The sequence below is a fragment of the Microbacterium sp. 20-116 genome (assembly GCF_041079415.1).
Lineage (GTDB): Bacteria > Actinomycetota > Actinomycetes > Actinomycetales > Microbacteriaceae > Microbacterium.
Window position 1 is genome coordinate 59,382 of the sequence record NZ_JBFYGP010000005.1, and the last position, 22,708, is coordinate 82,089.

Here is a 22,708-nt window from a genome sequence, read left to right on the forward strand (position 1 = left end):
GGCGCTCGCTGCGCGACTCAGCGCTGGCGCTTCTCGCGAATACGCATGTTGAGCACGATCGGCGTGCCCTCGAAGCCGTAGATCTCGCGCAGGCGCCGCTGGATGAACCGGCGGTAGCCCGGGTCGAGGAATCCGGTCGTGAACAGCACGAATGTCGGCGGACGCGTCGCCGCCTGCGTGCCGAACAGGATGCGCGGCTGCTTGCCACCGCGCAGCGGGTGCGGGTGCTCGGCGACGAGCTCCGACAGGAAGGCGTTGAACTTTCCGGTCGGGATGCGGGTGTCCCACGACTCGAGCGCCTGCTCGAGGGCCGGCACGAGCTTGTCGAGGTGGCGACCGGTGCGGGCCGAGATGTTCACGCGCGGGGCCCAGGCGACGTGCGCGAGGTCCTGCTCGATCTCGCGCTCGAGGTAGCGGCGACGGTCCTGGTTCTCCATGTCGTCGTCGTTGAGGCGGTCCCACTTGTTGAACGCCAGCACGAGCGCGCGACCCGACTCGAGCACGAGGTCGATGATGTTGAGATCCTGCACGCTGATGGGCTGCGACACGTCGATGACGACGACCGCGACCTCGGACTTCTCCAGCGCCGTCGAGGTGCGCAGTGACGCGTAGAAGTCGGCGCCCTGCGACAGGTGCACGCGGCGACGGATGCCGGCGGTGTCCACCAGCGTCCAGAGCTTGCCACCGAGTTCCACGACCTCGTCGACGGGGTCGCGGGTCGTGCCGGCGAGCTCGTTGACGACGACGCGCTCTTCGCCGGCCGCCTTGTTGAGGAGAGACGACTTGCCGACGTTCGGGCGACCGAGGATCGCGACGCGGCGAGGTCCGCCGATCTCGTATCGGGCGACCGCCGACACGTCGGGCAGCACCTTCATGATCTCGTCGAGCAGGTCGGCCACGCCGCGGCCGTGGATCGCCGACACGGGGTGCGGCTCGCCGAGTCCGAGGTTCCACAGGGCGGCGGCCTCGGGCTCGTGGCGGGCGTCGTCGACCTTGTTCGCGATGAGGAAGACCGGCTTGCCGCTCTTTCGCAGCAGCTTCACGACGTGCTCGTCGGTCGAGGTCGCTCCCACCGTGGCATCCACCACGAACAGGACGATGTCGGCGAGATCGATCGCGACCTCGGCTTGCGCTGCGACCGAGCGGTCGATGCCCTTCGCGTCGGGCTCCCAGCCGCCGGTGTCGACCAGCGAGAAGCGCCGGTCGAGCCACTCGGCCTTATAGGTCACGCGGTCGCGGGTGACACCGGGGGTGTCCTCGACCACGGCCTCGCGGCGGCCGAGGATGCGGTTCACCAGCGCCGACTTGCCCACGTTCGGGCGGCCGACGATCGCGACCACCGGCAGCGCCGGCAGGAACTCGATCGCTCCCTCGCCCGAGGCGAGACCGGCGAGCAGCGCCGCGTCCTCCTCGTCGAGGTCGAAGTCCTCGAGGCCCGCGCGCAACGCTTCGGCCCGCTGTTCGGCGAGCACCTCGTCGAGCTGCTCCATCTTCTCGGCGAGCTGGTCGGGCCCGCCCTCGTACTCGTCTTCAACGCCCATCGCGGGCTCCCATCGTGGAGTCGACGACGCTCAGCACGGCGTCGACGGTCTGTTCGAAATCAAGGTGGGTCGAATCGACGACCTGCACGCCGGGGGCGGCGGTGAGGAAGTCGACGACCGTGGAATCAGCGGCGTCGCGCTGGTGGAGGGCTGCGGCGACCTTCGCGGCATCCTGATCCGTCAGCTCCGCACTGCGGCGCGCGGCGCGCACCTCGGGAGCGGCGGTGAGGAGGATGCGCACGGGGGCGTCGGGGAACACGACCGTGGTGATGTCGCGGCCTTCGACCACGACGCCCGGAAGAGCAGCGGATGCCACGAGCCGGCGGAACAGCTCGTTCACCGCGTGGCGCACCGCGGGAACGCGGGCCACGCCGCTCACGGCATCGGTCACGCGGGGTTCGCGGATGGCGGCGGTGACGTCGGTGCCGCCGACGCGTACCCAGCGATCGGTCGGGTCGAGCGAGATCGCGTAGTCGAAGTCGCCGAAGACCTCCAGCACCGCCGTGGCGTCGGAGGTGTCGGCCTCGTGCGCGAGGGCGTGCCAGGCGAGGGCGCGGTAGGCGGCACCGGTGTCGAGGAAGCCGTACCCGAGACGGGTGGCGGCGGCCTTGGACACGCTGGACTTGCCGCTGCCGGCGGGGCCGTCGATCGCGACGACGGCGGGGGCGGATGCCGAACCCTCGGCGGGGGCGGCGAGACCGGGCCGGAAGAGGGCCGAGGTGGGATCAGTCATGGGTGGTGCTCGCAATCCGCCAACCGCGCTGCTGGAGGCCGTCGACGGCGCGGCGGACCGCGTCGGGGACGACGCTGATCTCGGCCAGGCCGAACGGGGCTCCGGGCGAGTGCTCGAGGCGTAGGTCTTCGACGTTGACGTCGAGGTCGCCGAGCTCGCCGAACAGGCGCCCCAGCTGGCCGGAGGTGTCGTCGACCATGACGACGAAGGTATCGAAACGGCGATTCTGGCCGTGCTTGCCCGGCAGGCGCTCCACGCCCTCGTTGCCGCGGCGAATGGTGTCGGCGACCGCGCGACGTGCACCGGGCACCTCGGGATCGCGCAGGGCCCCGGCGACAGCGGTGAGGTCGGCGGCGAGCTGATCGAGCACCTCGACGACGGGCGCCGCGTTCGCCCCGAGGATCTGCACCCACAGTTCCGGAGCGGAGGCCGCGATGCGCGTCGTGTCGCGCACGCCCTGACCCGCGAGACGCAGCGAACCGTCGGGGGCCTCGACGAAGCGCCCGGCGAGAAGGCTCGCCACGAGCTGCGGAACGTGCGACATGAGCGCGACGGACTCGTCGTGCTCCTCCGGCGTCATCTCGATCAGGGTCGCGCCGAGATCGAGAGCGAGGCCCTCGACCAGGGAGAGATCGTGCGCGGAGGTCTCGCCGTCGCGGCAGACCACCCACGGGCGCCCCACGAAGATGTCGGCGCGGGCCGAGATGGCTCCGCCGCGCTCACGACCGGCCATGGGGTGCGAGCCGATGTAGTGGGTGAGATCGACGCCGCGTTCACGCAGCGTGCGCAGCGGCTCGAGCTTCACGCTCGCGACGTCGGTGACCACGGCATCCGGGAATGTCTCGAGCTCGCGCTGCACGACGTCGGCCGTGACATCGGGCGGAACAGCCACCACGATCAGCGAGGGCCGGTCGTCGGGGCGTTCGGCCCGACCGGCACCGTAATCGATGGCGAGCCGCAGCTGCGACGGCGACGCGTCGACGAGCACGACGTCGACACCGCGGGCGGTGAGCGCGTGGCCGATGCTGGCTCCCAGCAGCCCCGAGCCGACGATGCGGACGGTGCCGCTCGTACGGGTCGCCAAAGGCCCGGCCGCGCGCGCGGACGTTCCGTTGACTTCGCTCATCGGGTCTCCTGCCCTGGGCGGCGCCGCTGGCACCGCGAAGCGCCCGAGAGGCTCACTCCGCCGGATCGGCCGGAGCGCTGTCGTCCTGGCGGGACAGCGTGAGCAGGGCACCGCGTTCTACTGTAGTCAACTCGCGGGCCTTGCCCACCGGGAGAGTTCCCAGGTGGAGCGGTCCGAACTGCCGCCGGACCAACTCGATGACCGGGTGACCGACCGCAGCCATCATGCGGCGGACGATCCGGTTCTTGCCCGAGTGCAGGGTCAGCTCGACCAGGCTCTCGCCGCGGGAGGCGTCGAGCAGGCGCGCCTTGTCGGCGACGATCCGCCCGTCTTCGAGGTCGACGCCCTTGATGAGGCGTTGGATCGTCTGGGGCAGCACCTGCCCCTCGACCTTGGCGATGTACACCTTGGTCACCCCGAACGAGGGGTGCGCGAGCACGTGCGCGAGGTCGCCGTCGTTGGTGAGGACGAGAAGACCGCTCGTGTCGGCATCCAGTCGTCCGACGTTGTAGAGGCGCTCCTCCCAGTCCTTCGTGTACTGGCGCAGATCGGGGCGGCCGCGGTCGTCGCTCATGGAGCTGACGACGCCGGTGGGCTTGTTGAGGATGACGTAGCGCTTGGACTCGTCGAGCTGGATGGCCGTACCGTCCACGTCGACGAGGTCGGTCTCGGGGTGGATGCGGCGGCCGAGCTCGGTGACGACGACACCGTTCACTCGCACGCGTCCCTCGACGATCATCTGCTCGGCGACGCGGCGCGAGGCCACTCCCCTGTTCGCCAGCACCTTCTGCAGGCGAATGCCGTCCTCGCTCGCCGCTCCCGTCGAATCGTCGCTCATTTCAATACCTCTCCGTCGAATCCGTCCGAGCCGTCGTCGAGCAACGGCGAGATGTGCGGCAGCTCGTCGAGCGAGTTGATGCCGAGGTTGACCAGCAACTGGTCGGTCGTTCCGTAGTGGATCGCGCCCGTGTCGGAGTCGGTGAAGACCTCCGTGATGAGTCCGCGCGACAGCAGCGTGCGCACCACGGAGTCCACGTTCACCGCGCGGATGGATGCCACCTGCCCGCGCGTGACGGGCTGCTTGTACGCGATGACGGCCAGGGTCTCGAGCGCCGCCTGGGACAAGCGCGAGGGCGCCTGGGTGTTCACGAACTCGCCGACGACGTCGTCGTACTCTTCGCGTACGTAGAGGCGCCAGCCGCCGCCGACCTCGCGCAGCTCGAAGCCGCGGACCGGTCCCCCGGTCTGGCCGTCGTAGTCGGCGACGAGCGCCTCGACGGCCTGGCGGACGGCCGGGACGGGCGCACCCACGGCGGCGGCGAGGCTCACGAGGCTCTGCGGCTCGTCGAGGACCAGCAGGATCGCCTCGAGGCGACGGGCGACGGATGCCGGATCGCTCGGGCGCGGGGCCGGAGCGGCGTCGGTGAGCTGTGGCGACGGGGACGTGGCGTCATCGGTCATAGTCGGCTCCCAGGGCGGCGAGGTTCTCTTCCGACCACCGCTCGGCGGTCCAGCGGAGCGTCAGCTCCCCCAGCGGTTCGAGCTGCTCGAACGACAGTGCCGCGTGGCGGTACAGCTCGAGGATCGACAGGAACCGAGCGACGACGACCCCGGTCTCGGTGACGCCGGCGACGAGGTCGCGGAAGTTCAGTGTCCCCGCCGATCGCAGCAGGGTCACCACGATCGCGGCCTGCTCGCGGATGCTCACGAGGGGCGCGTGCAGGTGGTCGAGACCCACCGTGGGGATCTGCTTCGGCGCGAAGGCGACGACGGCCAGCGCGGCGAAATCGTCGGCGCTGAGGGTCCACTTCAGCTCGGGCACCGCGCTGCGGTACTTCTCATCGAGCCGCACATTGCGCGTGTGCCGCTTGTCCTCGCGCTGCAGGCACCGGGCGAACCACGCCGACACCTCCTTGAAGGCGCGGTACTGCAGCAGGCGCGCGAACAGCAGGTCGCGAGCTTCGAGGAGCGCCACCGACTCGGCATCGACGAGCTCCCCCTGCGGGAGGAGACCGGCGATCTTCATGTCGAGGAGGGTCGCGGCGACGACGAGGAACTCGGAGGCCTCGTCGAGATCGCTCTCCGGGCCCATCTCGCGCAGGTACGCGATGAACTCGTCGGTCACGCGGCTCAGTGCGACCTCGGTGATGTCGAGCTCGGCGCGCGAGATGAGGGTGAGCAGCAGGTCGAAGGGTCCGTCGAAAACGGGGAGGGTGACCCGGAAGCCGGGGGCGTCGGGGGTTCCAGACCCGTCGACGGCCTCGAGGACCGATGGCACCGCGAGGCCGGTGCCGGCGGGGGCGTCGTCAGGCGACGGCGCCACGGGCGACCAGCTCCCGCGCCAACCGCAGGTAGGCCTGGGCGGCTGCGTGCTCGGGAGCGAACTCGGTGATCGGCATGCCCGAGACCGAGGCATCCGGGAACTTCACCGTGCGACCGATGACCGTCTCGAGCACGTCGTCGCCGAAGGCCTCGACCACGCGCTCGAGCACTTCGCGCGAGTGGAGCGTGCGGGGGTCGTACATCGTGGCGAGGACGCCGTCGAGCTCGATCGCCGGGTTGAGGCGGTCGCGCACCTTGTCGATGGTCTCAACGAGCAGGGCGACACCGCGGAGGGCGAAGAACTCGCACTCGAGCGGGATCAGCACGCCGTGCGCGGCGGTCAGGGCGTTGACGGTCAGCAGACCGAGCGAGGGCTGGCAGTCGATGAGGATGACGTCGTAGTCCGCCGCGACCTTGCGCAGCACCCGGGCGAGGATCGTCTCGCGCGCGACCTCGTTGACGAGGTGCACCTCGGCGGCCGAGAGGTCGATGTTCGCGGGGAGGATGTCGAGACCGTCGACGCGCGTCGAGACGATGACCTCACGGGGGTCGCGCTTGGTGTCGAGCAGCAGGTCGTAGATGGTCGGCACATCGTGCGTCTGGATGCCCAGGCCCGCCGACAGCGCGCCCTGTGGGTCGAAGTCGATCGCGAGAACACGACGGCCGTATCCCGCGAGCGAGGCCGCCAGGTTGATCGTGGTCGTCGTCTTGCCGACGCCGCCCTTCTGGTTGCAGAGGGCGATGATGCGGGCCGGGCCGTGGCTGTCGAGCGGCTTGGGGGTGGGGAACCCCTGGTAGGGGCGACCGGTGGGTCCGAGGATGACCTCGTCTGCGCCCGTCTTCTGGCCCTTTGTGCTCGCCGACACCGAGTCTCCCGCCTTCGTCATAACGTCCCCGAGTCTAGCCGCCACCCGCCGCCGAGCCCGTGTGACCCGCGGGTGGTCGCCGCCTCGGCACACGGCATCCCTCCGCCCCGCACGACCTCAGCGATTCGCACGACCTCAGCGCGAGAGGACCACGTCCCGCTGAGTCTGCGCGAATCACCGACCTCGTGCGCGCCGCACCCCGGCCCGCGGTCCCCGCACCTGTCGAAGGACCGCAACCCGTCGCACAACCTCCGTGATTCGTACACCCTCCGCGCGAAAGGCCCGCATCCCGCTGAGTCTGCGCGAATCACTGACCGTGCACCGAAGCCCGCTTCGCGTCGACCGCCCGCGCGCGCCGCACCTGCACGACCACCGCCAGCGCGAGCGTCAGCGCCGCCCAGGCCGCGGCGACCTTCGTCAGCACGCCGTAGATGAGGTGCGTGGGCGTGTAGTCCGCGCCGAACCCGCCCTGCACCGCGAGCGCGACGAGCGCGGCACCGACTAGCGCGACCGGGAGCGAGAGCCACCACGCCGCGCGGGCGGCATCCGGGATCACCCTCCGCACCGGGTGCGGCGCGTGCCGCGACAGCCACACGAGAGCGAAGATGGCGAGCACGAGCAGGCCGAACGCGCTCGACGCATGCTGCAGCCACTTCGCGCCCGTGAACATCCCCCACTGCCCCGAGAGCGCCGGGAACAGTTGCTCCCCCACCCGGCCTTCGTGCGTGAACAGGTCCCACGCGATGTGCGAGACGACGCCCAGCGCGAGCGAGACGACGAGCCACAGGATGCCGACGACTCCCCCGCCCACGCTCTCGCGCAGCGCCGTGCGGGCACCGGCATCCCACTCCGCCGGCAGGCGCTCCGCGACCGCGCGCGGCAGCAGCTCCCGGCTCGCCGGTCGCAGCACGCACCGCCACACGAGCAGGAGCACGAACGCCACCACGACGGTGATCGGCACCCACGCGAAATCGTGCGTGAGTCCGTAGCCGGGCCACATCCCGCGAACGAAGAGCGGCAGGTCCGGAGTCATCGCCCCGATCGCGATCGCCGCCGGAACCAGCCGCGTGCGCAGGAAGGGCAGCGCGACGACGGCGTGGCTCGGTGTGAACGGCATGTCAGCTCAGGAACAGCCCCGCGAGCGTCTTCTTGCCGCGGCGGAGCACCGAGACACCGCCGGGGAGCGTGCCCTCGACGACCGCCTCGTCGCTCGTGACCTTCTCGCCGTCGAGCGAGACACCGCCCTGCGAGATCGCTCGTCGCGCTTCGCTGAGGCTCGCGCACAGCCCCGTGGCGGTGAGCGCTTCGACGACGGTGGATCCGGCGGCGACGGTCGCGTGGGGCAGTTCCTCGAGCGCACTGCGCAGCACGGCGGCGTCGAGCACGGTCATATCGCCCTGCCCGAACAGCGCCTCGGTCGCGGCGATGACGGCCTCGGTCGCCTCGACGCCGTGCACGGTCGTCAGCACCTCACGAGCGAGACGCTTCTGCGCCGCACGACGGAACGGCTCCGCCTCGACGAGGGTCTCGTACTCCTCGATCTCGGCGCGCGTGAGGAACGTGAACACCCTGAGGCGCTCGATCACGTCGCGGTCGTCGGTGTTGAGCCAGAACTGGTACATGACCCACGGACTGCACATCTCGGCATCGAGCCAGATGGCGTTGCCCTCGCTCTTGCCGAACTTCGTGCCGTCGCTGTTGGTGATCAGCGGCGTGCCGATGGCGTGAACCGAGCCCCCTTCGACGCGGCGAACGAGATCGGTGCCGCTGGTGAGGTTGCCCCACTGGTCGCTGCCGCCGGTCTGCAGGATGCAGCCGTACTGGCGGAACAGCTCGAGGTAGTCCATGCCCTGAAGGATCTGGTAGCTGAACTCGGTGTAGCTGATTCCGGCCTCGGAGTTCAGGCGCGCGCTGACCGCGTCTTTCTTCAGCATCGTGCCGACGCGGAAGTGCTTGCCGATCTCGCGGAGGAAGTCGATGGCGCTGAGCGGCGCCGTCCAGTCGAGATTGTTGACGATGCGCGCGGCGTTCTCGCCCTCGAAGCTGAGGTAGCGCTCGACCTGATCCCGGAGTTTGCCGACCCACTCGGCCACCGTCTCGGGCGTATTCAGGGTGCGCTCGGCCGTCGGGCGAGGATCGCCGATCAGGCCCGTCGACCCGCCGACGAGCCCGAGTGGGCGGTGCCCGGCGAGCTGCAACCGGCGCATGGTGAGCAGCTGCACGAGGTTGCCCAGGTGCAGGCTCGGGGCGGTCGGGTCGAAGCCGCAGTAGAACGTGATGGGGTCGCCACCGAGGAGCTCGCGCAGCTCGCCCTCATCGGTCGAGACGTGCACCAGACCGCGATACACCAGCTCGTCCCAGACGTTGTCGAAGGTCGGGTCGTTGGCGGGGGCGAGGGCGCTCACGGGCGCCGCATCGGTGGAGGCAGACACCGGTTTAGGCTATCAGCGGGGGTGTCCGAGTCCGGATGCCATCGCCCGGGCGCTCAGCGGGGTCGCCGCGGAGACTGGCCGGCGGCGGGCGGCTCAGCGAAAAGAAGCAGCGTCCTCGAAGCCGTCTCCCCCGGTGATGACCATCGACCGTGTCGACCTCAGTCGGTGTCCCTCGCGCGACGCGTCAGTGCGCGTGCACGCCCCACCACACGAGGAATGCGACCGCGAGCGAGGTGACCCAGCTCACGAGGCTGCCGATGAGGAAGTACTCGGCGCGGTCTCCGTCGTCGCGGTCGCGCGAGATCTCGGGGAATCGCACGATTCCCTTCGCCGCGAGCACCGCGGCGAGCAGCGTGTACGCCCCGGTCAGCGTCAGCACGAACACGAGGATGCGCTCGAGCGGCCCGATGAGTCGACCGCCTCTGAGGGTCGGCACCGCGTCGCGCTCGGGATCGGCCGCGCGCCCGCCCATCTCGGACCGCAACGCGATGCGCACCACCGCGTTGCCCGACTCCAGCAGGAACACCAGCGAGCCGATGACGAGGACGGCGACGTCGATCGACGCCGACGCCCCCGGCCGATAGGCGGCCCACGCCTCGCCGAGCAGGCCCGGCCGCTCGCGCCCCGGCGCGATGACCACGCACGCCGCGGCGGCGAGCGCGAGCAGGGCGACCGGCCACAGCCCCGCTCGAGCGGGACCGTCTTCGGGCACGACCCACGTCCAGATAGCGGCAACGGCGACGGCGAGGAGCCCGGCGATCACGGCATCCAGTCCCGCCGAAACGACGACGAGAGCGAGGGATGCCACGGCGAAGGCGAGCCAGCGCCGCGTGCGGATCATCTGACGGATGAGGTCGACCGCGCCCACCGCGAGCAGCAGGAGGCCGGCGGCGATCATGAGCGCACCCGCGCGGTGAGAGCCGCGAAGCCCTCGACGAGAGCGGCGGAGCCTGCGGCGGAGAGCGCCTGCGATACCGCGGACTGACTGATGCCCTCGATGTCGGCGAGTTCGCGCTGAGAGCGTCCGACGCAGCGTCCGTAGGTCAACCGACGCGATCGCTCGCTCATGGCCGACACGAGCTGGTCGCGGCTCAGGGCGTAGGCGCGGGCCAGCGCGATGGTCTCGGTCATGCTGGCATCCTGCCCCTCGGCGAGAACGATCCAGGTGCGCGCGAGCGGCGCGGCGCGGGTCTGCAGCCGTTCGATGTGGTCGATGGCCTCTCGAGCGGCCCACCATGCCGGGCCCTCGGGGACGGTGCGGTCGGCGAGCTCGATCGGTCGCACCTCCCCCACTCCCGCACCGAAACGGCAGTCGACGTCGTCGGGCAGGGCCAGACGCAGCAGCAGGAGCGAGGCGAGCGCACCGGAGAGGTCGTCATACTCGCCTTGCAGCTCGTCGCCCACGACGGGCGCGAGGGGGGCCACGGCGACGGGCAGATCATGCTGAACCATGCGCACCGACTCGACGATGGCCCGCTGCGCGCCGGCGCGATCGTCGAGTCGCCGAGAGGCGATGATGTCGGCGATCACAGCGACGGTCATGAGATAAGTCTAACGCTTATTATCTCGTCTTGATAAGCGAATAGCTGATACTCAGGCGATGAGTGAGCGAGATGCCGCCTGCGCTCGGGCCACCAGCTCTTCGCGCTGTTCGCGCACGCGCTCCGGAGCAGTACCGCCGACACCCGTCCGGCTCGACACGGACCCCTCGATCGTCAGCACCTCGCGCACCCGCGGGGTGAGCTGGGGCGACACCGAGGCGAGCAGAGCGTCGTCGGCGTCTTCGAGTCCGATCTCGCGCTCCTCACACGCCCGCACCAGGGCCCCCGAGATCTCGTGGGCATCGCGGAAGGCCACCCCCTGACGCACCAGCCATTCGGCGACGTCGGTCGCGAGCGAGAAGCCCTGCGGGGCGAGCTCGGCCATGCGATCGGTGTGGAAGCGGAGCGTGGCGATCATGCCCGAGAACGCGGGCAGAACGAGCTCGAGGGTGCGCACCGAGTCGAAGACGGGCTCTTTGTCTTCCTGCAGGTCGCGGTTGTACGCCAACGGCAGGCCCTTGAGCGTCGCCATCAGCCCCGACAGGTTGCCGATCAGGCGGCCGGCCTTGCCACGCGCGAGTTCGGCGATGTCGGGGTTCTTCTTCTGCGGCATGATGCTCGAGCCGGTCGAGTAGGAGTCGTCGAGGGTGACGAAGCCGAACTCGCGGGTGTTCCAGAGGATCACGTCTTCGGCGAGGCGCGAGAGGTCGACGCCGATCATCGCGGTGATGAAGGCGAACTCGGCGACCACGTCGCGCGAGGCGGTGCCGTCGAGGGAGTTCTCGGCCGGACGGGCGAGACCGAGGCGGTCGGCCACCAGCTGGGGGTCGAGGCCGAGGGTCGCCCCGGCGAGCGCACCGCCGCCGTACGGCGAGACCGAGGCGCGCACCGACCAGTCGCGCAGGCGCTCGAGGCCGCGGACGAGAGCCCAGCCGTACGCCTGCAGGTGGTGGGCGAGGAGCACGGGCTGCGCGTGCTGCAGGTGGGTGCGACCGGGCATGATCGCGCCCTCGTGCGCCTCGGCCTGAGCGACCAGGGCGTCGATGAGGCGGAGGAGCTCACGCGTGATGGTGCGCGAGTGATCGATCAGGTACAGCCGCACGAGAGTGGCGATCTGGTCGTTTCGGCTGCGACCCGCGCGGAGCTTGCCGCCGAGAGCCGGGCCCACGGTCTCGATGAGCACACGCTCGAGAGCCCCGTGCACGTCTTCGTCGCCGGGTGCGGCGAGCAGCGAGCCGTCCTGCACGCGGGCCGCGAGCTCGTCGAGGCCGTCGTGCATGGACTGCGCCTCGTCGGCCGTGAGATACCCCGCCGCCTCGAGAGCGGCGGCGTGGGCGTGCGAACCCTGGATGTCGTAGAGCGCGAGATCCCAGTCGAAGTGGGTCGAGCGGCTCAGCGCCGCCAGTTCGGGAGACGGTCCGCCCGAGAAACGGGCTCCCCACAGGGCGCCCTCGTTCGTCGATTGACCGGTCTCGCTGCTCATGGCGTCCAGCCTACCGAGGGCCACCGACGCCGCCGTCGGCGCGCGGCCCGAACCGGTGACGCTCCCCGTGCCACACTCCGGAGAAATCGCGCCCGCCGGCACCGACCACGCCAGAAACCGGCCCCCGGCGCACGTTCCTCCGGAGTTCCGCACACCCCGCGCCGCGCACCCCGAGGCCAGGCCCCCGGCGTCAGCGGTGAGGTGTGACCGGCGGCCGGGTATCCCGTCCGACGATTAGACGCACGACGGCGTCGACGAACATCTCGAGCGGGCCGCGGCCGATCGTGAGCGCCCAGACCGTGCAGCCCACGATGAGCCCGAGCGTCAGGGGGACGAACAGCCCCGCCTCGCGGATGCCGACGAGGTCGGACGTGTCGCCCAGCAGGGCGGAGGCGACGATGGCCCAGACGACGAGTTGCAGCACGTACGCGGTCAGCGGCATCGACCCGACGGCGCGCAGCGGCACCGCGACCCAGCGCAGCGGCGTGCGGCACAGCAGCAGGCACACCCCGATCGTCAACAGCGCGAAGCCGCCGGAACCGATGACCTCCCACAGTCCCGAAGAGTGGTCTTCGGCGGTCAGCACCGCCGCGAGATACGGATCCCCCGCCGCCACCGGGGCCGTGGCGATCGCGAAACCGTACCCGGCGAGCGCGAGCGAGGCGCCCGCCATGGCGAGCAGCGCCTGATCCGTGACGTTGCGCAGGTCGAGTCGGCCCACGCCCATGCCCGCCAGCAGGAACGCGATCCACACGGTGAACGGGTACGCCCACCCCACGGCGGCCTCGAGCTCGGCTCCCGCCGGACCCGCCCAGATCGGCGCCGCGTCGAGGAACGGCTGGATCCACGGCATGACGATCGCGAGCACGCCGGCGGTCAGGAACAGATTCCGCGCACGCATGCCCAGAAACGGCAACGCCAGCACGAACAGCAGCGCGTACGCCGGGAGGATGACGTAGACGGGCACTCCCGTCATCACCAACGACAGGCCGATCACCCAGAGCAGGGCTCCGCGCAACGCCAACCGGGCGGCCGCGCGGGGTCGTCGCTGCGGGGCGAGCGGCCGCGGTCCACCGGTGACGAGGGCGATCGAGACCCCCGCGAGCACCGCGAAGAGGATCGACGAACGACCGTTCACGACGGTGACCCACGTGCTCGGATCCGGTGTGAAGGTGCGCTCGGTGTCGAGCAGGTGCGCGGCGAGCATGCCCAGGACGGCCAGCCCGCGCGCGAGGTCCACGCCGACCAGCCGGCCCGGTCCGTCGAAACGGGACCAGGCGCGGCCGAGCGGCGAAGAGGTCACTGCTGACGCAGAAGCCACACCAGGAGCGCCTTCTGGGCGTGCAGACGGTTCTCGGCCTCGTCCCAGACGACGCTCTGCGGCCCGTCGATGACCTCGGCGTCGACCTCGTAGCCGCGGTCGGCGGGCAGGCAGTGGATGAAGATCGCGTCGTCGTCGGCGCGCGCCATGAGCTCGCCGGTGACCTTGAAGCCGCCCAGGTCGCGGATGCGTGCGATCTTCTCCTCCTCTTTGCCCATCGAGACCCACGTGTCCGTGACGACGACGTCGGCTCCGGATGCCGCGGCCTCGGGGTCGGCGAGCAGGGTGATCGACCCGCCGGTCTCGGCGGCGATGCGCTCGGCGTCGGCGATCACGTCGGCGCGCGGCGCGTAGTCGGCCGGGGCCGCGACACGCACGTGCATGCCGGCGGTGACCCCCGCGAGGACGTACGAGTGGGCCATGTTGCTCTGACCGTCACCGAAGAACGACAGGGTCAGGCCCTTCAGCTCGCCCTTGTGCTCGCGGATCGTGAGCAGGTCCGCCAGCAGCTGGCACGGGTGGAAGTCGTCGCTGAGCGCGTTCACCACGGGAACGCGCGTCCCGCGCGCCATCTCTTCGAGACCCGCCTGCGCGTAGGTGCGCCACACGATCGCGGCGACCTGACGCTCGAGCACGCGCGCGGTGTCGGAGGGGGTCTCCTTGCCGCCGAGCTGGCTGTTCGCGGTCGAGATGATCAGCGGGGAACCGCCGAGGTCGGCGATCCCGACCGCGAACGAGACACGCGTGCGGGTCGACGACTTGTCGAAGATCACGGCGACGGTCTGAGGGCCCTTGAGCGGCTTCTGCGCCCAGCGGTCCTTCTTCAGCTCGATCGCAAGGTCGAGGATCTCGGCCTGCTCGGCCGGGGTCAGGTCGTCGTCACGCAGCAGGTGGCGGGTCACGCGGGGGCTCCTTCGAGGATCAGGGCATCGGAGACGGTGGCCAGCGCGGCACCGAAGAGGTCGAGGAACGCCGAGACCTCGGCATCCTGGATCGTCAGGGGCGGCGCGATGCGGATCGAGTTGTCGTTCGCGGCGTTGACCACCAGGCCGTGCTGCTGGGCGGCGGCCACCACGGCCTTGGCGACGGGACTGTTGAGCCCGATGCCGAGGAGCAGACCGCGACCGCGCACGCCCGACACGAGCGGGGAGCCGAGGGCGGCGATCCCCTCGCGCAGCTGGATCTCGCGGCGGGCGGCGTTCTCGACCAGTCCCGCCGACTCGATCTCTTCGAGCACGGCCCCGCCGACGGCGGTGCCCAGGGCGTTGCCGCCGAAGGTCGAGCCGTGCGTGCCGGGGAAGAAGAGGTCGCTGGCCGCGCCGAAGGTGATGAGCGCGCCGATCGGGAAGCCGCCGCCGATGCCCTTGGCGACCGTGATCGCGTCGGGGACGATCCCGGCGTGCTGGAAGCCGAACCAGGCGCCCGTGCGACCGGCACCGGTCTGGATCTCGTCGACGATCAGCAGGGCCCCGTGGCGCGCGGTGATCTCGCGCGCAGCCTGCAGGTAGCCCTCGGGCAGCTCGACGACCCCGGCCTCGCCCTGGATGGGCTCGACGAGCAGCGCCGCCACGCGCTCGTCCATCGCGGCCTCGAGAGCGTCGATGGTGGCGTCGATGTGCTCGACGCCCGGCACCATCGGCAGGAAATCGGCCTGCAACGAGGGCTTGCCGGTGAGGGCGAGAGCACCCATCGTGCGGCCGTGGAAGCCGCCCTTGAGGGTCAGGATCCGGGTGCGGTCGGTACCGCGACCGTGCAGGCGCGCGAGTTTGAGAGCGGCCTCGTTGGCCTCGGCACCCGAGTTGCCGAAGTACACACGGCCCGACTCGCCCGTGCCCGCGAGACGCTTCAGGCGCGCGGCCATCGCCAACTGCGGGGGCGTGGCGAAGTAGTTCGAGACGTGCGCGAGCGTCGCCGCCTGCGCCGAGACGGCCTCGACGAAGACGGGGTGGGCGTGGCCCAGGGCGTTCACGGCGATGCCCGCGAGGAAGTCGAGGTACTTGGTGCCCTCGCTGTCCCAGACGTACGCGCCTTCTCCGCGCACGAACAGCGCCATGCGGTCGCCGAAGCTGCGGACCAGGTCGCGTCCGGCGTCGTCCTGCCAGGTTGCGGTGGTCATGCGACCACCTCCGTTCCGATTCCCTTGCTGGTGAACAATTCGACGAGCACCGAGTGCGGTACGCGTCCGTCGATGATGGCCGCGGTGGGCACTCCCCCGTCGACGGCGTCGAGACACGCCTGCATCTTCGGGATCATCCCCGACTCGAGCTTCGGCAGCATCGCGCGCAGCTCCGTCGAGGTCAGGTGCGACACCAGCGAGTCACGGTTCGGCCAATCGGCGTAGAGCCCGGGGACGTCGGTGAGCACGACGAGCTTCTTGGCGTTGAGGGCCGTCGCGAGCGCCGCCGCCGCGGCATCCGCATTCACGTTCAACGAGGTGCCGGGGTTGTCGAGGTCGGGCGCGATGCTCGACACGATCGGCACGCGGCCGGCGGCCAGGTGGTCGAGGACCGGCTGCGGGTCGACCGTGACGACATCGCCGACACGACCGAGATCGTGCTCGACACCGTCGACGACGACGCCGCGACGGCGGCCGCCGAAGAGTCCCGCATCTTCGCCGCTCAGGCCGGTGGCCAGGGGGCCGTGGGCGTTGACCTTCGCCACCAGCTGCGGGTTGATCTGCCCGGTCAGCACCATGCGGACCACGCTGATCGCCTCGGTCGAGGTCACGCGGTAACCGCCGCGGAACTCGCTCGGGATGTCGAGGCGGTCGAGCATCGACGAGATCTGCGGGCCGCCGCCGTGCACGACGACGGGCTTGACGCCGACGTAGCGGAGGTAGGCGATGTCGGCGGCGAAAGCGTTCTGCAGCTCGTCGCTGACCATGGCGTTCCCGCCGTACTTCACCACCACCACCTGGTCGCGGTACTTGCGCACCCAGGGCAGCGACTCGACGAGCGTGACCGCCCGTTCGCTCGCCTGGGCGGGATCGGTGTCTTGGAGATCGACGTGGGTCATGAGGAGTAAGCGCTGTTCTCGTGGACGTAGTCGTGCGTGAGGTCGTTGGTGCGGATCGTCGCCGTCGCCTCGCCGACGCGCAGGTCGATGACGAGGTCGGTGGCGCGCGGGGTGAGGTCGACGTCTTCGCGGGGGCGGTCGGGGCCGCCGGCGGTGCACACGCGCACCCCGTTCATCCATACGTCCACGTCGTACGGGTCGAAGGCCGCGTCGGTCGTGCCGATCGCGGCGAGCACGCGGCCCCAGTTGGGGTCGTTGCCGAAGATCGCCGCCTTGAACAGATTGTTCCGAGCGACCGAGCGACCGACCTCGACTGCATCGTCCTCGCTCGCGGCGTTCACGACCTCGATCGTGATGTCGTGGCTGGAGCCCTCGGCATCGCCCTGCAGTTGCGCGGCCAGATCGTCGCACACCGCGGCGAGCGCGGCGGCGAACTCATCGGCATCCACGCGGATGCCACTGGCTCCGCTGGCGAGGAGCGTGACCTGGTCATTGGTCGACATGCACCCGTCGGAGTCGAGGCGGTCGAAGCTGACCCGCGTCGCAGAGCGAAGGGCCGCGTCGGCCTCGGCGGCGTCGAGCACGACGTCGGTCGTGAGAACGACGAGCATGGTCGCCAGGCCCGGGGCGAGCATGCCGGCGCCCTTCGCCATCCCGCCGATCGACCATCCCTCACCGGCGTGGACCGCGCGCTTGGGCCGGGAGTCGGTGGTCATGATCGCCAGCGACGCGTCTTCTCCGCCCTCGGCGGACAGGGCGGCCACGCCCTCGTCGACGCCCCGCAGAACCTTGGCCCGGAACGCCTCGTCCCCCGTGCCGATGAGGCCGGTGGAGCACACCACCACATCGCCCGCCCCGACACCGAGGAGCTCGGCGGCGCGCTCAGCGGTCTGATGAGTGGTCTGGAAGCCGAACGAACCGGTGAAACAGTTGGCCCCGCCGGAGTTCAGGACGACCGCCTCGATCGTGCCGTCCTTGACGACCTGCTCCGACCAGAGGATCGGGTTGGCCTTGGCGCGGTTCGACGTGAAGACGGCGGCACCCACTTTGAGCGGGCCGCGGTTGACCACGAGGGCGACGTCGCGCGCGCCGGTCGATTTCAGGCCGACCGCCACACCGGCGGCCTCGAATCCTGCGGGGGCGGTCACGCTCACGGGGCGACTCCGTTCAGGGGAAGGGCGGTGGTCTCGGCGAGACCCAGCGCCAGGTTCATGGACTGGATGGCAGCGCCGGCGGTGCCCTTGACGAGATTGTCGACCGCCGCGACGACCGTCACCCGGTTCGCCGCGCGATCGATCGCGATTCCCATCGATGCGATATTGGCGCCGAGCACGTCGGCCGTCCGCGGGAAGACGCCCTGGGGAAGCAGCTCGACGAAGGGCTCGTCGGCGTAAGCCGTCTCCCAGGCACCGCGGATCTCGGCATCCGTCACTCCCTCCCGGATCGGAGCGGACGAGGTGGCGAGGATGCCGCGCGACATCGGAACCAGAACGGGAGTGAAAGAGAGCCGTACGCCGCCGCTCGGCGCCCCGGCTGCCACCAGCGCCTGGCGGATCTCGGGAATGTGACGGTGCGTGCCGCCAACGGCATATGGGTTGGCGGAGCCGAGGATCTCACTCGCGAGGAGGTTCGTCTTGGCCGACTTCCCGGCACCACTGGGACCCACGGCGAGCACCGACACGATGTCGAAAGGATCGATGACCCCGGCGGCGACACCGGGAGCGAGGGAGAGAGCGACGGTGGAGGCGTTGCAGCCGGGAGCGGCGATACGCGCGGCCCCGCGGAGGTTCTCGCGCTGCTTTCCCCCCGCGACGGGCAGTTCGGGGACGCCGTAGGCCCACGGGTCGGGGTGAGCCCCGCCGTAGAACGCCGCCCAGTCCTCCGCCGAGGTGAGGCGGTGGTCGGCACCCGCATCGATCACGAGCGGGGTCTCGGCCAGGGCGTCGGTGTACTGCGCGGACTGCCCGTGTGGCAGGGCGAGGAACACCACGTCGTGCCCGGCGAGCACCTCGGGAGTCGTCGGTTTCAGCTCGAGGTGCGCGAGGGAGCGCAGGTGCGGCTGGTGGGCGACGAGGGGCTGCCCCGCGCTGGAGTGCGCGGTGACGGTGCGGATCTCGACGTCGGGATGAGAGGCCAGGAGGCGGAGGATCTCGCCGCCCGCATAGCCGGAAGCGCCGGAGACGGCGACCGAGAGGGTCATGTATCCACCTTACGAGTCGGGGCTGGTGCTGAAATCAGCGTGAACCGGGGCGGCGACGCCCGTACGCCCGACCGAAGGCGGGTTACGAGGTCGCCGAGAATCGGCGCGCGACCCGACGTCGACGCTCGCCACCGGTGCTCACGAAGAGCTCCTCGGTGCGCACGGTGATCGACGACATGTGGCGAGGGTATCCGCAGCGCAGGGATGGGGGCAAATCGAGCCTTCCGCCCGCCGGCGACGATCGATGCGCGCACGAACTGAGGTGCCCGCCCCCCTTTGTCCCCCAAATGGGGGACAAACAACCGGTATGATGAAGTACCTGCCCTCATCGCCGGGCGCTTCCGGCAGCCCCCTTACCGGCGGTGAGGGCAGGCCCACCGTGCGCGATCGCGTCCGAGCGTGTGACGCACACCACGCCGTCGACGAGAGAATCCGCCGACGGCGGGAACGCCGAAGCGCCGCACGGCCTGAGCCGGCGGCGCTCCAGAACGCGTGGAATGCTCAGTCGCGAATCGCGGCGCCGAAACGCTCGGCGGCCACGGCGACACCGGCGAGCTTCGCCTCGGTCGCCTCGGCTGCGGTGAGCGTGCGGTCCTCGGCCCGGAAGCGCAGGGCGAAGGTCAGGCTCTTCGTTCCCTCGGCCAGACCCGGGCCGCGGTAGTCGTCGACGAGCCGAGCGCCTTCGAGAAGCGGAGCCCCGCCCTCGAGAAGCGCGGCACGCACCGCGCCAGCGGCGACGTCGGTCGAAATGGTCAACGACACGTCCTGAGTCGCGGCCGGGAAGCTCGAGAGGGATGCCGCGACCACGCGCGCGTGAGCGAGCTCGAGCATCGCGTCGAGGTCGAGCTCGGCCACGAGAACGCGACCGGGCAGGTCGGCGGCGGCAGCGACCGCGGGCAGCAGCTCGCCGACGTAGCCGATGTCGGTCCCCGCGGCGAGCACGCGAGCCGTGCGACCCGGGTGCAGGGCTGCACGCTGCGCCTGCACCAGCTCGATGTCGAGACCCGCGGCGGCGGTGAGTACGCGCACGGCGTCGACGGCGGCGGCGAGGTCCGCTGCCACCGCGGCCTGGCCGGGCTGCTTGGCCACGGTGTGTCCCGTCAGCAGCACGGCGATATGGCGACGCTGCGGCGGAATCGATGCGTCGAGGGCCGTGAGCGTCGCGGCGTCCGGTCGCACGGCCAGCGGCGGCACCGACGGGGTGCCGTACTGCACGCCGGGCTTCGGCAGGAACACCGTGCCGGTCTCGAACAGCGCGAGATCCACGATGCCGCGTGAGACGTTGCGGTGCGCGACCTGCAGCAGAGCCGGGACGAGGGAGCGGCGCAGGAACGGCGCCAGGCCGTCGAGCGGGTTCGCGAGCTTCACGCTCGGCAGCCGGTCGCCTGACGGCGAGCCGTGCAGGGCGTTCTGCTCTTCGGTGGTGAACGGGAACGACGGCGTCTCGACGAAGCCGGCCGAGGCCAGGGCGTTCGCCACGCGACGGCGCCCCTGCTGAGCGGAGGTGAGGCCGCGACCCGACGGGGGCGTCGGGAGCACGGACGGGATGCGGTCGTAACCCTCGATGCGCGCGACCTCTTCGGCCAACGTCCACTTGTCGCCGAGGTCGTGACGCCAGGACGGTGCGGTCACGGACCAGCCGCCGTCGCGCTCGTCGACCGTGCAGCCGATGAGGCGCAGGGCCGAGACGATCTCGTCGTCGGTGTACTCGACGCCGATCAGACCGGGCACGAAGCCCGCCGGAAGCGTGATGGCCTCGCGACGGTAGGTCGAACCGAGCGAGGCGCCCAGCTCGGTGTCGAGCGTGCCGCCGGCCAGCTCGACCATCAGCGTGGCGACGCGCTCCGCCGCCACGTACGGCACGAGCGGGTCGACGCCGCGCTCGAACCGGCGCGAGGCCTCGGAGGGCAGCTTGTGCCGTCGCGCGGTGCGGGCGATCGATACCTGGTCGAAGGTGGCGACCTCGATGAGCACGTTGCGCGTGGCGTCGCTCATCTCGGTGAGCCCGCCGCCCATGACGCCGGCGAGACCGATCGGCCCCGACTCATCGGTGATCAGCAGGTCTTCGGCGTGGAGCGAACGAACCTGGCCGTCGAGGGTCTCGAGCTTCTCGCCCTGCTCCGCACGGCGCACCGTGATGCCGCCCCGCAGACGGTCGAGGTCGTAGCCGTGGATCGGCTGGCCGAGCTCGAGCATGACGTAGTTCGTGATGTCGATGAGCACCCCGAGGGAGCGGATGCCAGCTAGCGACAGGCGCGTGATCATCCACGGCGGCGTCGGACGGGAGGGGTCGACGTCTCGCACGATCCGCGCCACGAACTCGGTCGCGCCGTGGCGTCCGCGAATGGGTGCCTGATCGGCGACCGTGACCGGGAAACCGGAGGGCGTGCGCGCTGCAGCCTCGTCGTGCCCGAGGCCCGGATCGCGGAAATCCGCCCCGGTCGCGTGCGAGTACTCGCGGGCGACACCGCGCAGCGACAGGGCGTAGCCGCGGTCGGGGGTGACGTTGATCTCGACCGCGAGGTCGTCGAGACCGAGGAGCGCGATGGCATCCGTTCCGACCGGCGCATCGATCCCGAGATCGACCAGGCGCAGGATGCCGCCGTGCTCGCTGCCGAGCCCCAGCTCTTTCGCCGAGGCGATCATGCCGTCGGACACGTGGCCGTATGTCTTGCGGGCGGCAATCGGGAAGGGACCGGGCAGAACCGAGCCGGGCAGGGTCACCACGACCTTGTCGCCCTCGAAGAAGTTGCCCGCACCGCAGACGATGCCGCGCACTCCCCCGTGCTCGGCGCCGACGTCGACCTGGCACCAGCGGATGGTCTTGCCGTTGGACTGCGGCTCGGGAGTGAACTCCTTCACCTCTCCGACCACGATCGGGCCGGACAGCTCGAAGCGGTGCACGTCCTCTTCTTCGAAGCCGACCGACACCAGAGCCGCGAGGACGTCCTCGGGCGTGGCCTCGGCGGGCACGTCGACGTACTCGCGCAACCAGGAGAGCGGGACGCGCATCAGACCACCATTCCGAACTGCTCGCTGAAGCGCACATCGCCCTCGGCCATGTCGCGCATGTCTTGCACGTCGCTGCGGAACATGAGCGTGCGCTCGATGCCCATACCGAAGGCGAAGCCCGAGTACTCCTCGGGGTCGATGCCTGCGGCCCGAAGGACGTTGGGATTGACCATCCCGCACCCGCCCCACTCGATCCAGCGCGCCCCGCCCTTGAAGGTGGGGTGCCACAGATCGAGCTCGGCACTCGGCTCGGTGAACGGGAAGAAGTTCGCACGGAAGCGCGTCTTGGCCTCGGGCCCGAACAGCACGCGCGCGGCGTGATCGAGCGTGCCCTTGAGGTGCGCCATCGTGATGTTCTTGTCGATGACGAGACCCTCGAACTGCGTGAACACCGGCAGGTGCGTCGCATCGAACTCGTCGGTGCGGTAGACCCGGCCCGGGCACAGCACGTAGATCGGCAGGTCGCGCTCGAGCATCGACCGCACCTGCACGGGGCTGGTGTGGGTGCGCAGCACCAGGTGGCGCGCGACCGGGTCGACGAAGAACGTGTCCTGCATCTGACGCGCGGGGTGGTCGACGTCGAAGTTGAGCGCGTCGAAGTTGAACCACTCGTGCTCGAGCTCGGGGCCCTCGGCGATCTCCCACCCCATGCCGACGAAGATGTCCGACACCTGCTCCTGGAGGAGCGAGATCGGATGCCGCGCCCCGACGCGTGCGCGCTGCGGAAGGGCGGTGACGTCGATGCGCTCGGCCTCGAGCTGGGCGGCGGTCTCGGCTTCGGCCAGCTCGCTCTCTCGAGCGGCGAGCGCCTGGTTCACCTGACCGCGAGCCTGCCCGACGAGCTTGCCGAAGGCGGCCTTGTGCTCGGGGGCGACATTGCGCATCTGGGCGTTCAGCTGCGCGAGAGAGGACTGCTCCCCCGTGTGCGCGGAACGGGCGGACTTCAGCTCGGCCGTGGTCGCGGCTGCGGCGATGGCGGCAAGCGCGTCATCGACCGCGGAGGCGACGGCCTCAGGGGTGATCTCGGGTGCGTCGGACACGAGATGAGAGTCTACCGACGGGCGGGGACACTGCCCCGCCCGTCGGTCGGTTACATCGTCACTCGGAGTGTCTGCC

20 protein-coding genes are annotated in these 22,708 nt (G+C 70.6%); all 20 read right to left on the reverse strand.

Translation table 11 applies throughout. The features are described from left to right. Nucleotides 1-17 precede the first annotated feature (17 nt). Entirely contained in the window at nt 18-1,541 is a 1,524-nt protein-coding gene (gene der / locus AB6V29_RS11165; RefSeq protein ID WP_210076496.1) for a ribosome biogenesis GTPase Der, read from the reverse strand. Further along, on the reverse strand, nt 1,531-2,274 hold the full coding sequence (gene cmk, locus AB6V29_RS11170) for a (d)CMP kinase (protein ID WP_369358677.1): 744 nt from the start codon (nt 2,272-2,274) through the stop codon (nt 1,531-1,533). Before cmk ends, der begins: the two co-directional genes overlap by 11 nt. Continuing rightward, nucleotides 2,267-3,400, reverse strand: coding sequence for a prephenate dehydrogenase (locus AB6V29_RS11175; RefSeq protein ID WP_369358679.1), 1,134 nt, complete (start codon nt 3,398-3,400; stop codon nt 2,267-2,269). Before AB6V29_RS11175 ends, cmk begins: the two co-directional genes overlap by 8 nt. A 52-nt stretch (nt 3,401-3,452) precedes the next feature. Next, entirely contained in the window at nt 3,453-4,238 is a 786-nt protein-coding gene (locus AB6V29_RS11180; protein ID WP_267786661.1) for a pseudouridine synthase, read from the reverse strand. Further along, nucleotides 4,235-4,861 carry an SMC-Scp complex subunit ScpB gene (gene scpB / locus AB6V29_RS11185; RefSeq protein WP_369358680.1) on the reverse strand — a complete coding sequence of 209 codons (627 nt, stop codon included), beginning with the start codon at nt 4,859-4,861 and terminating at the stop codon, nt 4,235-4,237. The genes AB6V29_RS11180 and scpB overlap by 4 nt, the downstream gene beginning before the upstream one ends. After that, entirely contained in the window at nt 4,851-5,678 is an 828-nt protein-coding gene (locus tag AB6V29_RS11190; RefSeq protein ID WP_210076524.1) for a ScpA family protein, read from the reverse strand. The genes scpB and AB6V29_RS11190 overlap by 11 nt, the downstream gene beginning before the upstream one ends. Nucleotides 5,679-5,706: 28 nt before the next feature. Continuing rightward, the gene (locus AB6V29_RS11195; protein WP_267786659.1) at nt 5,707-6,609 is read right to left on the reverse strand and encodes a ParA family protein; all 903 of its coding nucleotides are present in this window, start codon (nt 6,607-6,609) and stop codon (nt 5,707-5,709) included. 286 nt (nt 6,610-6,895) lie between these two features. Beyond that, nucleotides 6,896-7,705, reverse strand: coding sequence for a DUF4184 family protein (locus AB6V29_RS11200; protein WP_307316084.1), 810 nt, complete (start codon nt 7,703-7,705; stop codon nt 6,896-6,898). Nucleotide 7,706: 1 nt separating this feature from the next. Further along, on the reverse strand, nt 7,707-9,020 hold the full coding sequence (tyrS, locus tag AB6V29_RS11205) for a tyrosine--tRNA ligase (protein WP_267786657.1): 1,314 nt from the start codon (nt 9,018-9,020) through the stop codon (nt 7,707-7,709). Nucleotides 9,021-9,204: 184 nt separating this feature from the next. Further along, the gene (locus AB6V29_RS11210) at nt 9,205-9,918 is read right to left on the reverse strand and encodes a hypothetical protein (protein WP_267786655.1); all 714 of its coding nucleotides are present in this window, start codon (nt 9,916-9,918) and stop codon (nt 9,205-9,207) included. Continuing rightward, a complete protein-coding gene (locus tag AB6V29_RS11215; protein WP_369358682.1) occupies nt 9,915-10,562 on the reverse strand; it encodes a SatD family protein in 648 nt (215 codons plus the stop codon). Before AB6V29_RS11215 ends, AB6V29_RS11210 begins: the two co-directional genes overlap by 4 nt. A 51-nt stretch (nt 10,563-10,613) precedes the next feature. Continuing rightward, nucleotides 10,614-12,044: an argininosuccinate lyase gene (gene argH, locus AB6V29_RS11220; RefSeq protein WP_210071846.1), complete on the reverse strand. Its 1,431-nt coding sequence runs from the start codon at nt 12,042-12,044 to the stop codon at nt 10,614-10,616. A 190-nt stretch (nt 12,045-12,234) separates the two neighbouring features. Beyond that, nucleotides 12,235-13,347, reverse strand: coding sequence for a heparan-alpha-glucosaminide N-acetyltransferase domain-containing protein (locus AB6V29_RS11225; protein ID WP_267786652.1), 1,113 nt, complete (start codon nt 13,345-13,347; stop codon nt 12,235-12,237). Next, nucleotides 13,344-14,267, reverse strand: coding sequence for an ornithine carbamoyltransferase (gene argF, locus AB6V29_RS11230; protein WP_369358684.1), 924 nt, complete (start codon nt 14,265-14,267; stop codon nt 13,344-13,346). The genes AB6V29_RS11225 and argF overlap by 4 nt, the downstream gene beginning before the upstream one ends. Further along, nucleotides 14,264-15,481: an acetylornithine transaminase gene (locus AB6V29_RS11235; protein ID WP_267786651.1), complete on the reverse strand. Its 1,218-nt coding sequence runs from the start codon at nt 15,479-15,481 to the stop codon at nt 14,264-14,266. The genes argF and AB6V29_RS11235 overlap by 4 nt, the downstream gene beginning before the upstream one ends. Then, the gene (gene argB / locus AB6V29_RS11240) at nt 15,478-16,380 is read right to left on the reverse strand and encodes an acetylglutamate kinase (protein ID WP_210071850.1); all 903 of its coding nucleotides are present in this window, start codon (nt 16,378-16,380) and stop codon (nt 15,478-15,480) included. The genes AB6V29_RS11235 and argB overlap by 4 nt, the downstream gene beginning before the upstream one ends. After that, entirely contained in the window at nt 16,377-17,534 is a 1,158-nt protein-coding gene (argJ, locus tag AB6V29_RS11245) for a bifunctional glutamate N-acetyltransferase/amino-acid acetyltransferase ArgJ (protein ID WP_210071851.1), read from the reverse strand. Before argJ ends, argB begins: the two co-directional genes overlap by 4 nt. Beyond that, nucleotides 17,531-18,580: an N-acetyl-gamma-glutamyl-phosphate reductase gene (gene argC / locus AB6V29_RS11250; RefSeq protein ID WP_369358687.1), complete on the reverse strand. Its 1,050-nt coding sequence runs from the start codon at nt 18,578-18,580 to the stop codon at nt 17,531-17,533. The genes argJ and argC overlap by 4 nt, the downstream gene beginning before the upstream one ends. A gap of 501 nt (nt 18,581-19,081) precedes the next feature. Beyond that, nucleotides 19,082-21,592 (reverse strand): phenylalanine--tRNA ligase subunit beta, encoded by a 2,511-nt coding sequence (gene pheT, locus AB6V29_RS11255; RefSeq protein ID WP_369358690.1) that lies wholly within the window; start codon nt 21,590-21,592, stop codon nt 19,082-19,084. Beyond that, on the reverse strand, nt 21,592-22,632 hold the full coding sequence (pheS, locus tag AB6V29_RS11260) for a phenylalanine--tRNA ligase subunit alpha (RefSeq protein WP_267786647.1): 1,041 nt from the start codon (nt 22,630-22,632) through the stop codon (nt 21,592-21,594). The genes pheT and pheS overlap by 1 nt, the downstream gene beginning before the upstream one ends. Nucleotides 22,633-22,708: the final 76 nt, after the last annotated feature.

Excerpts from the sequence above, each read along its gene's own strand:
- der (WP_210076496.1), bottom strand. The coding sequence starts at position 1,541 with ATGGGCGTTGAAGACGAGTACGAGGGCGGGCCCGACCAGCTCGCCGAG.
- cmk (WP_369358677.1), bottom strand. The coding sequence starts at position 2,274 with ATGACTGATCCCACCTCGGCCCTCTTCCGGCCCGGTCTCGCCGCCCCC.
- AB6V29_RS11175 (WP_369358679.1), bottom strand. The coding sequence starts at position 3,400 with ATGAGCGAAGTCAACGGAACGTCCGCGCGCGCGGCCGGGCCTTTGGCG.
- AB6V29_RS11180 (WP_267786661.1), bottom strand. The coding sequence starts at position 4,238 with ATGAGCGACGATTCGACGGGAGCGGCGAGCGAGGACGGCATTCGCCTG.
- scpB (WP_369358680.1), bottom strand. The coding sequence starts at position 4,861 with ATGACCGATGACGCCACGTCCCCGTCGCCACAGCTCACCGACGCCGCT.
- AB6V29_RS11195 (WP_267786659.1), bottom strand. The coding sequence starts at position 6,609 with ATGACGAAGGCGGGAGACTCGGTGTCGGCGAGCACAAAGGGCCAGAAG.
- AB6V29_RS11200 (WP_307316084.1), bottom strand. The coding sequence starts at position 7,705 with ATGCCGTTCACACCGAGCCACGCCGTCGTCGCGCTGCCCTTCCTGCGC.
- AB6V29_RS11210 (WP_267786655.1), bottom strand. The coding sequence starts at position 9,918 with ATGATCGCCGCCGGCCTCCTGCTGCTCGCGGTGGGCGCGGTCGACCTC.
- AB6V29_RS11215 (WP_369358682.1), bottom strand. The coding sequence starts at position 10,562 with ATGACCGTCGCTGTGATCGCCGACATCATCGCCTCTCGGCGACTCGAC.
- argH (WP_210071846.1), bottom strand. The coding sequence starts at position 12,044 with ATGAGCAGCGAGACCGGTCAATCGACGAACGAGGGCGCCCTGTGGGGA.
- AB6V29_RS11235 (WP_267786651.1), bottom strand. The coding sequence starts at position 15,481 with ATGACCACCGCAACCTGGCAGGACGACGCCGGACGCGACCTGGTCCGC.
- argB (WP_210071850.1), bottom strand. The coding sequence starts at position 16,380 with ATGACCCACGTCGATCTCCAAGACACCGATCCCGCCCAGGCGAGCGAA.
- argC (WP_369358687.1), bottom strand. The coding sequence starts at position 18,580 with ATGACCCTCTCGGTCGCCGTCTCCGGCGCTTCCGGCTATGCGGGCGGC.
- pheT (WP_369358690.1), bottom strand. The coding sequence starts at position 21,592 with ATGCGCGTCCCGCTCTCCTGGTTGCGCGAGTACGTCGACGTGCCCGCC.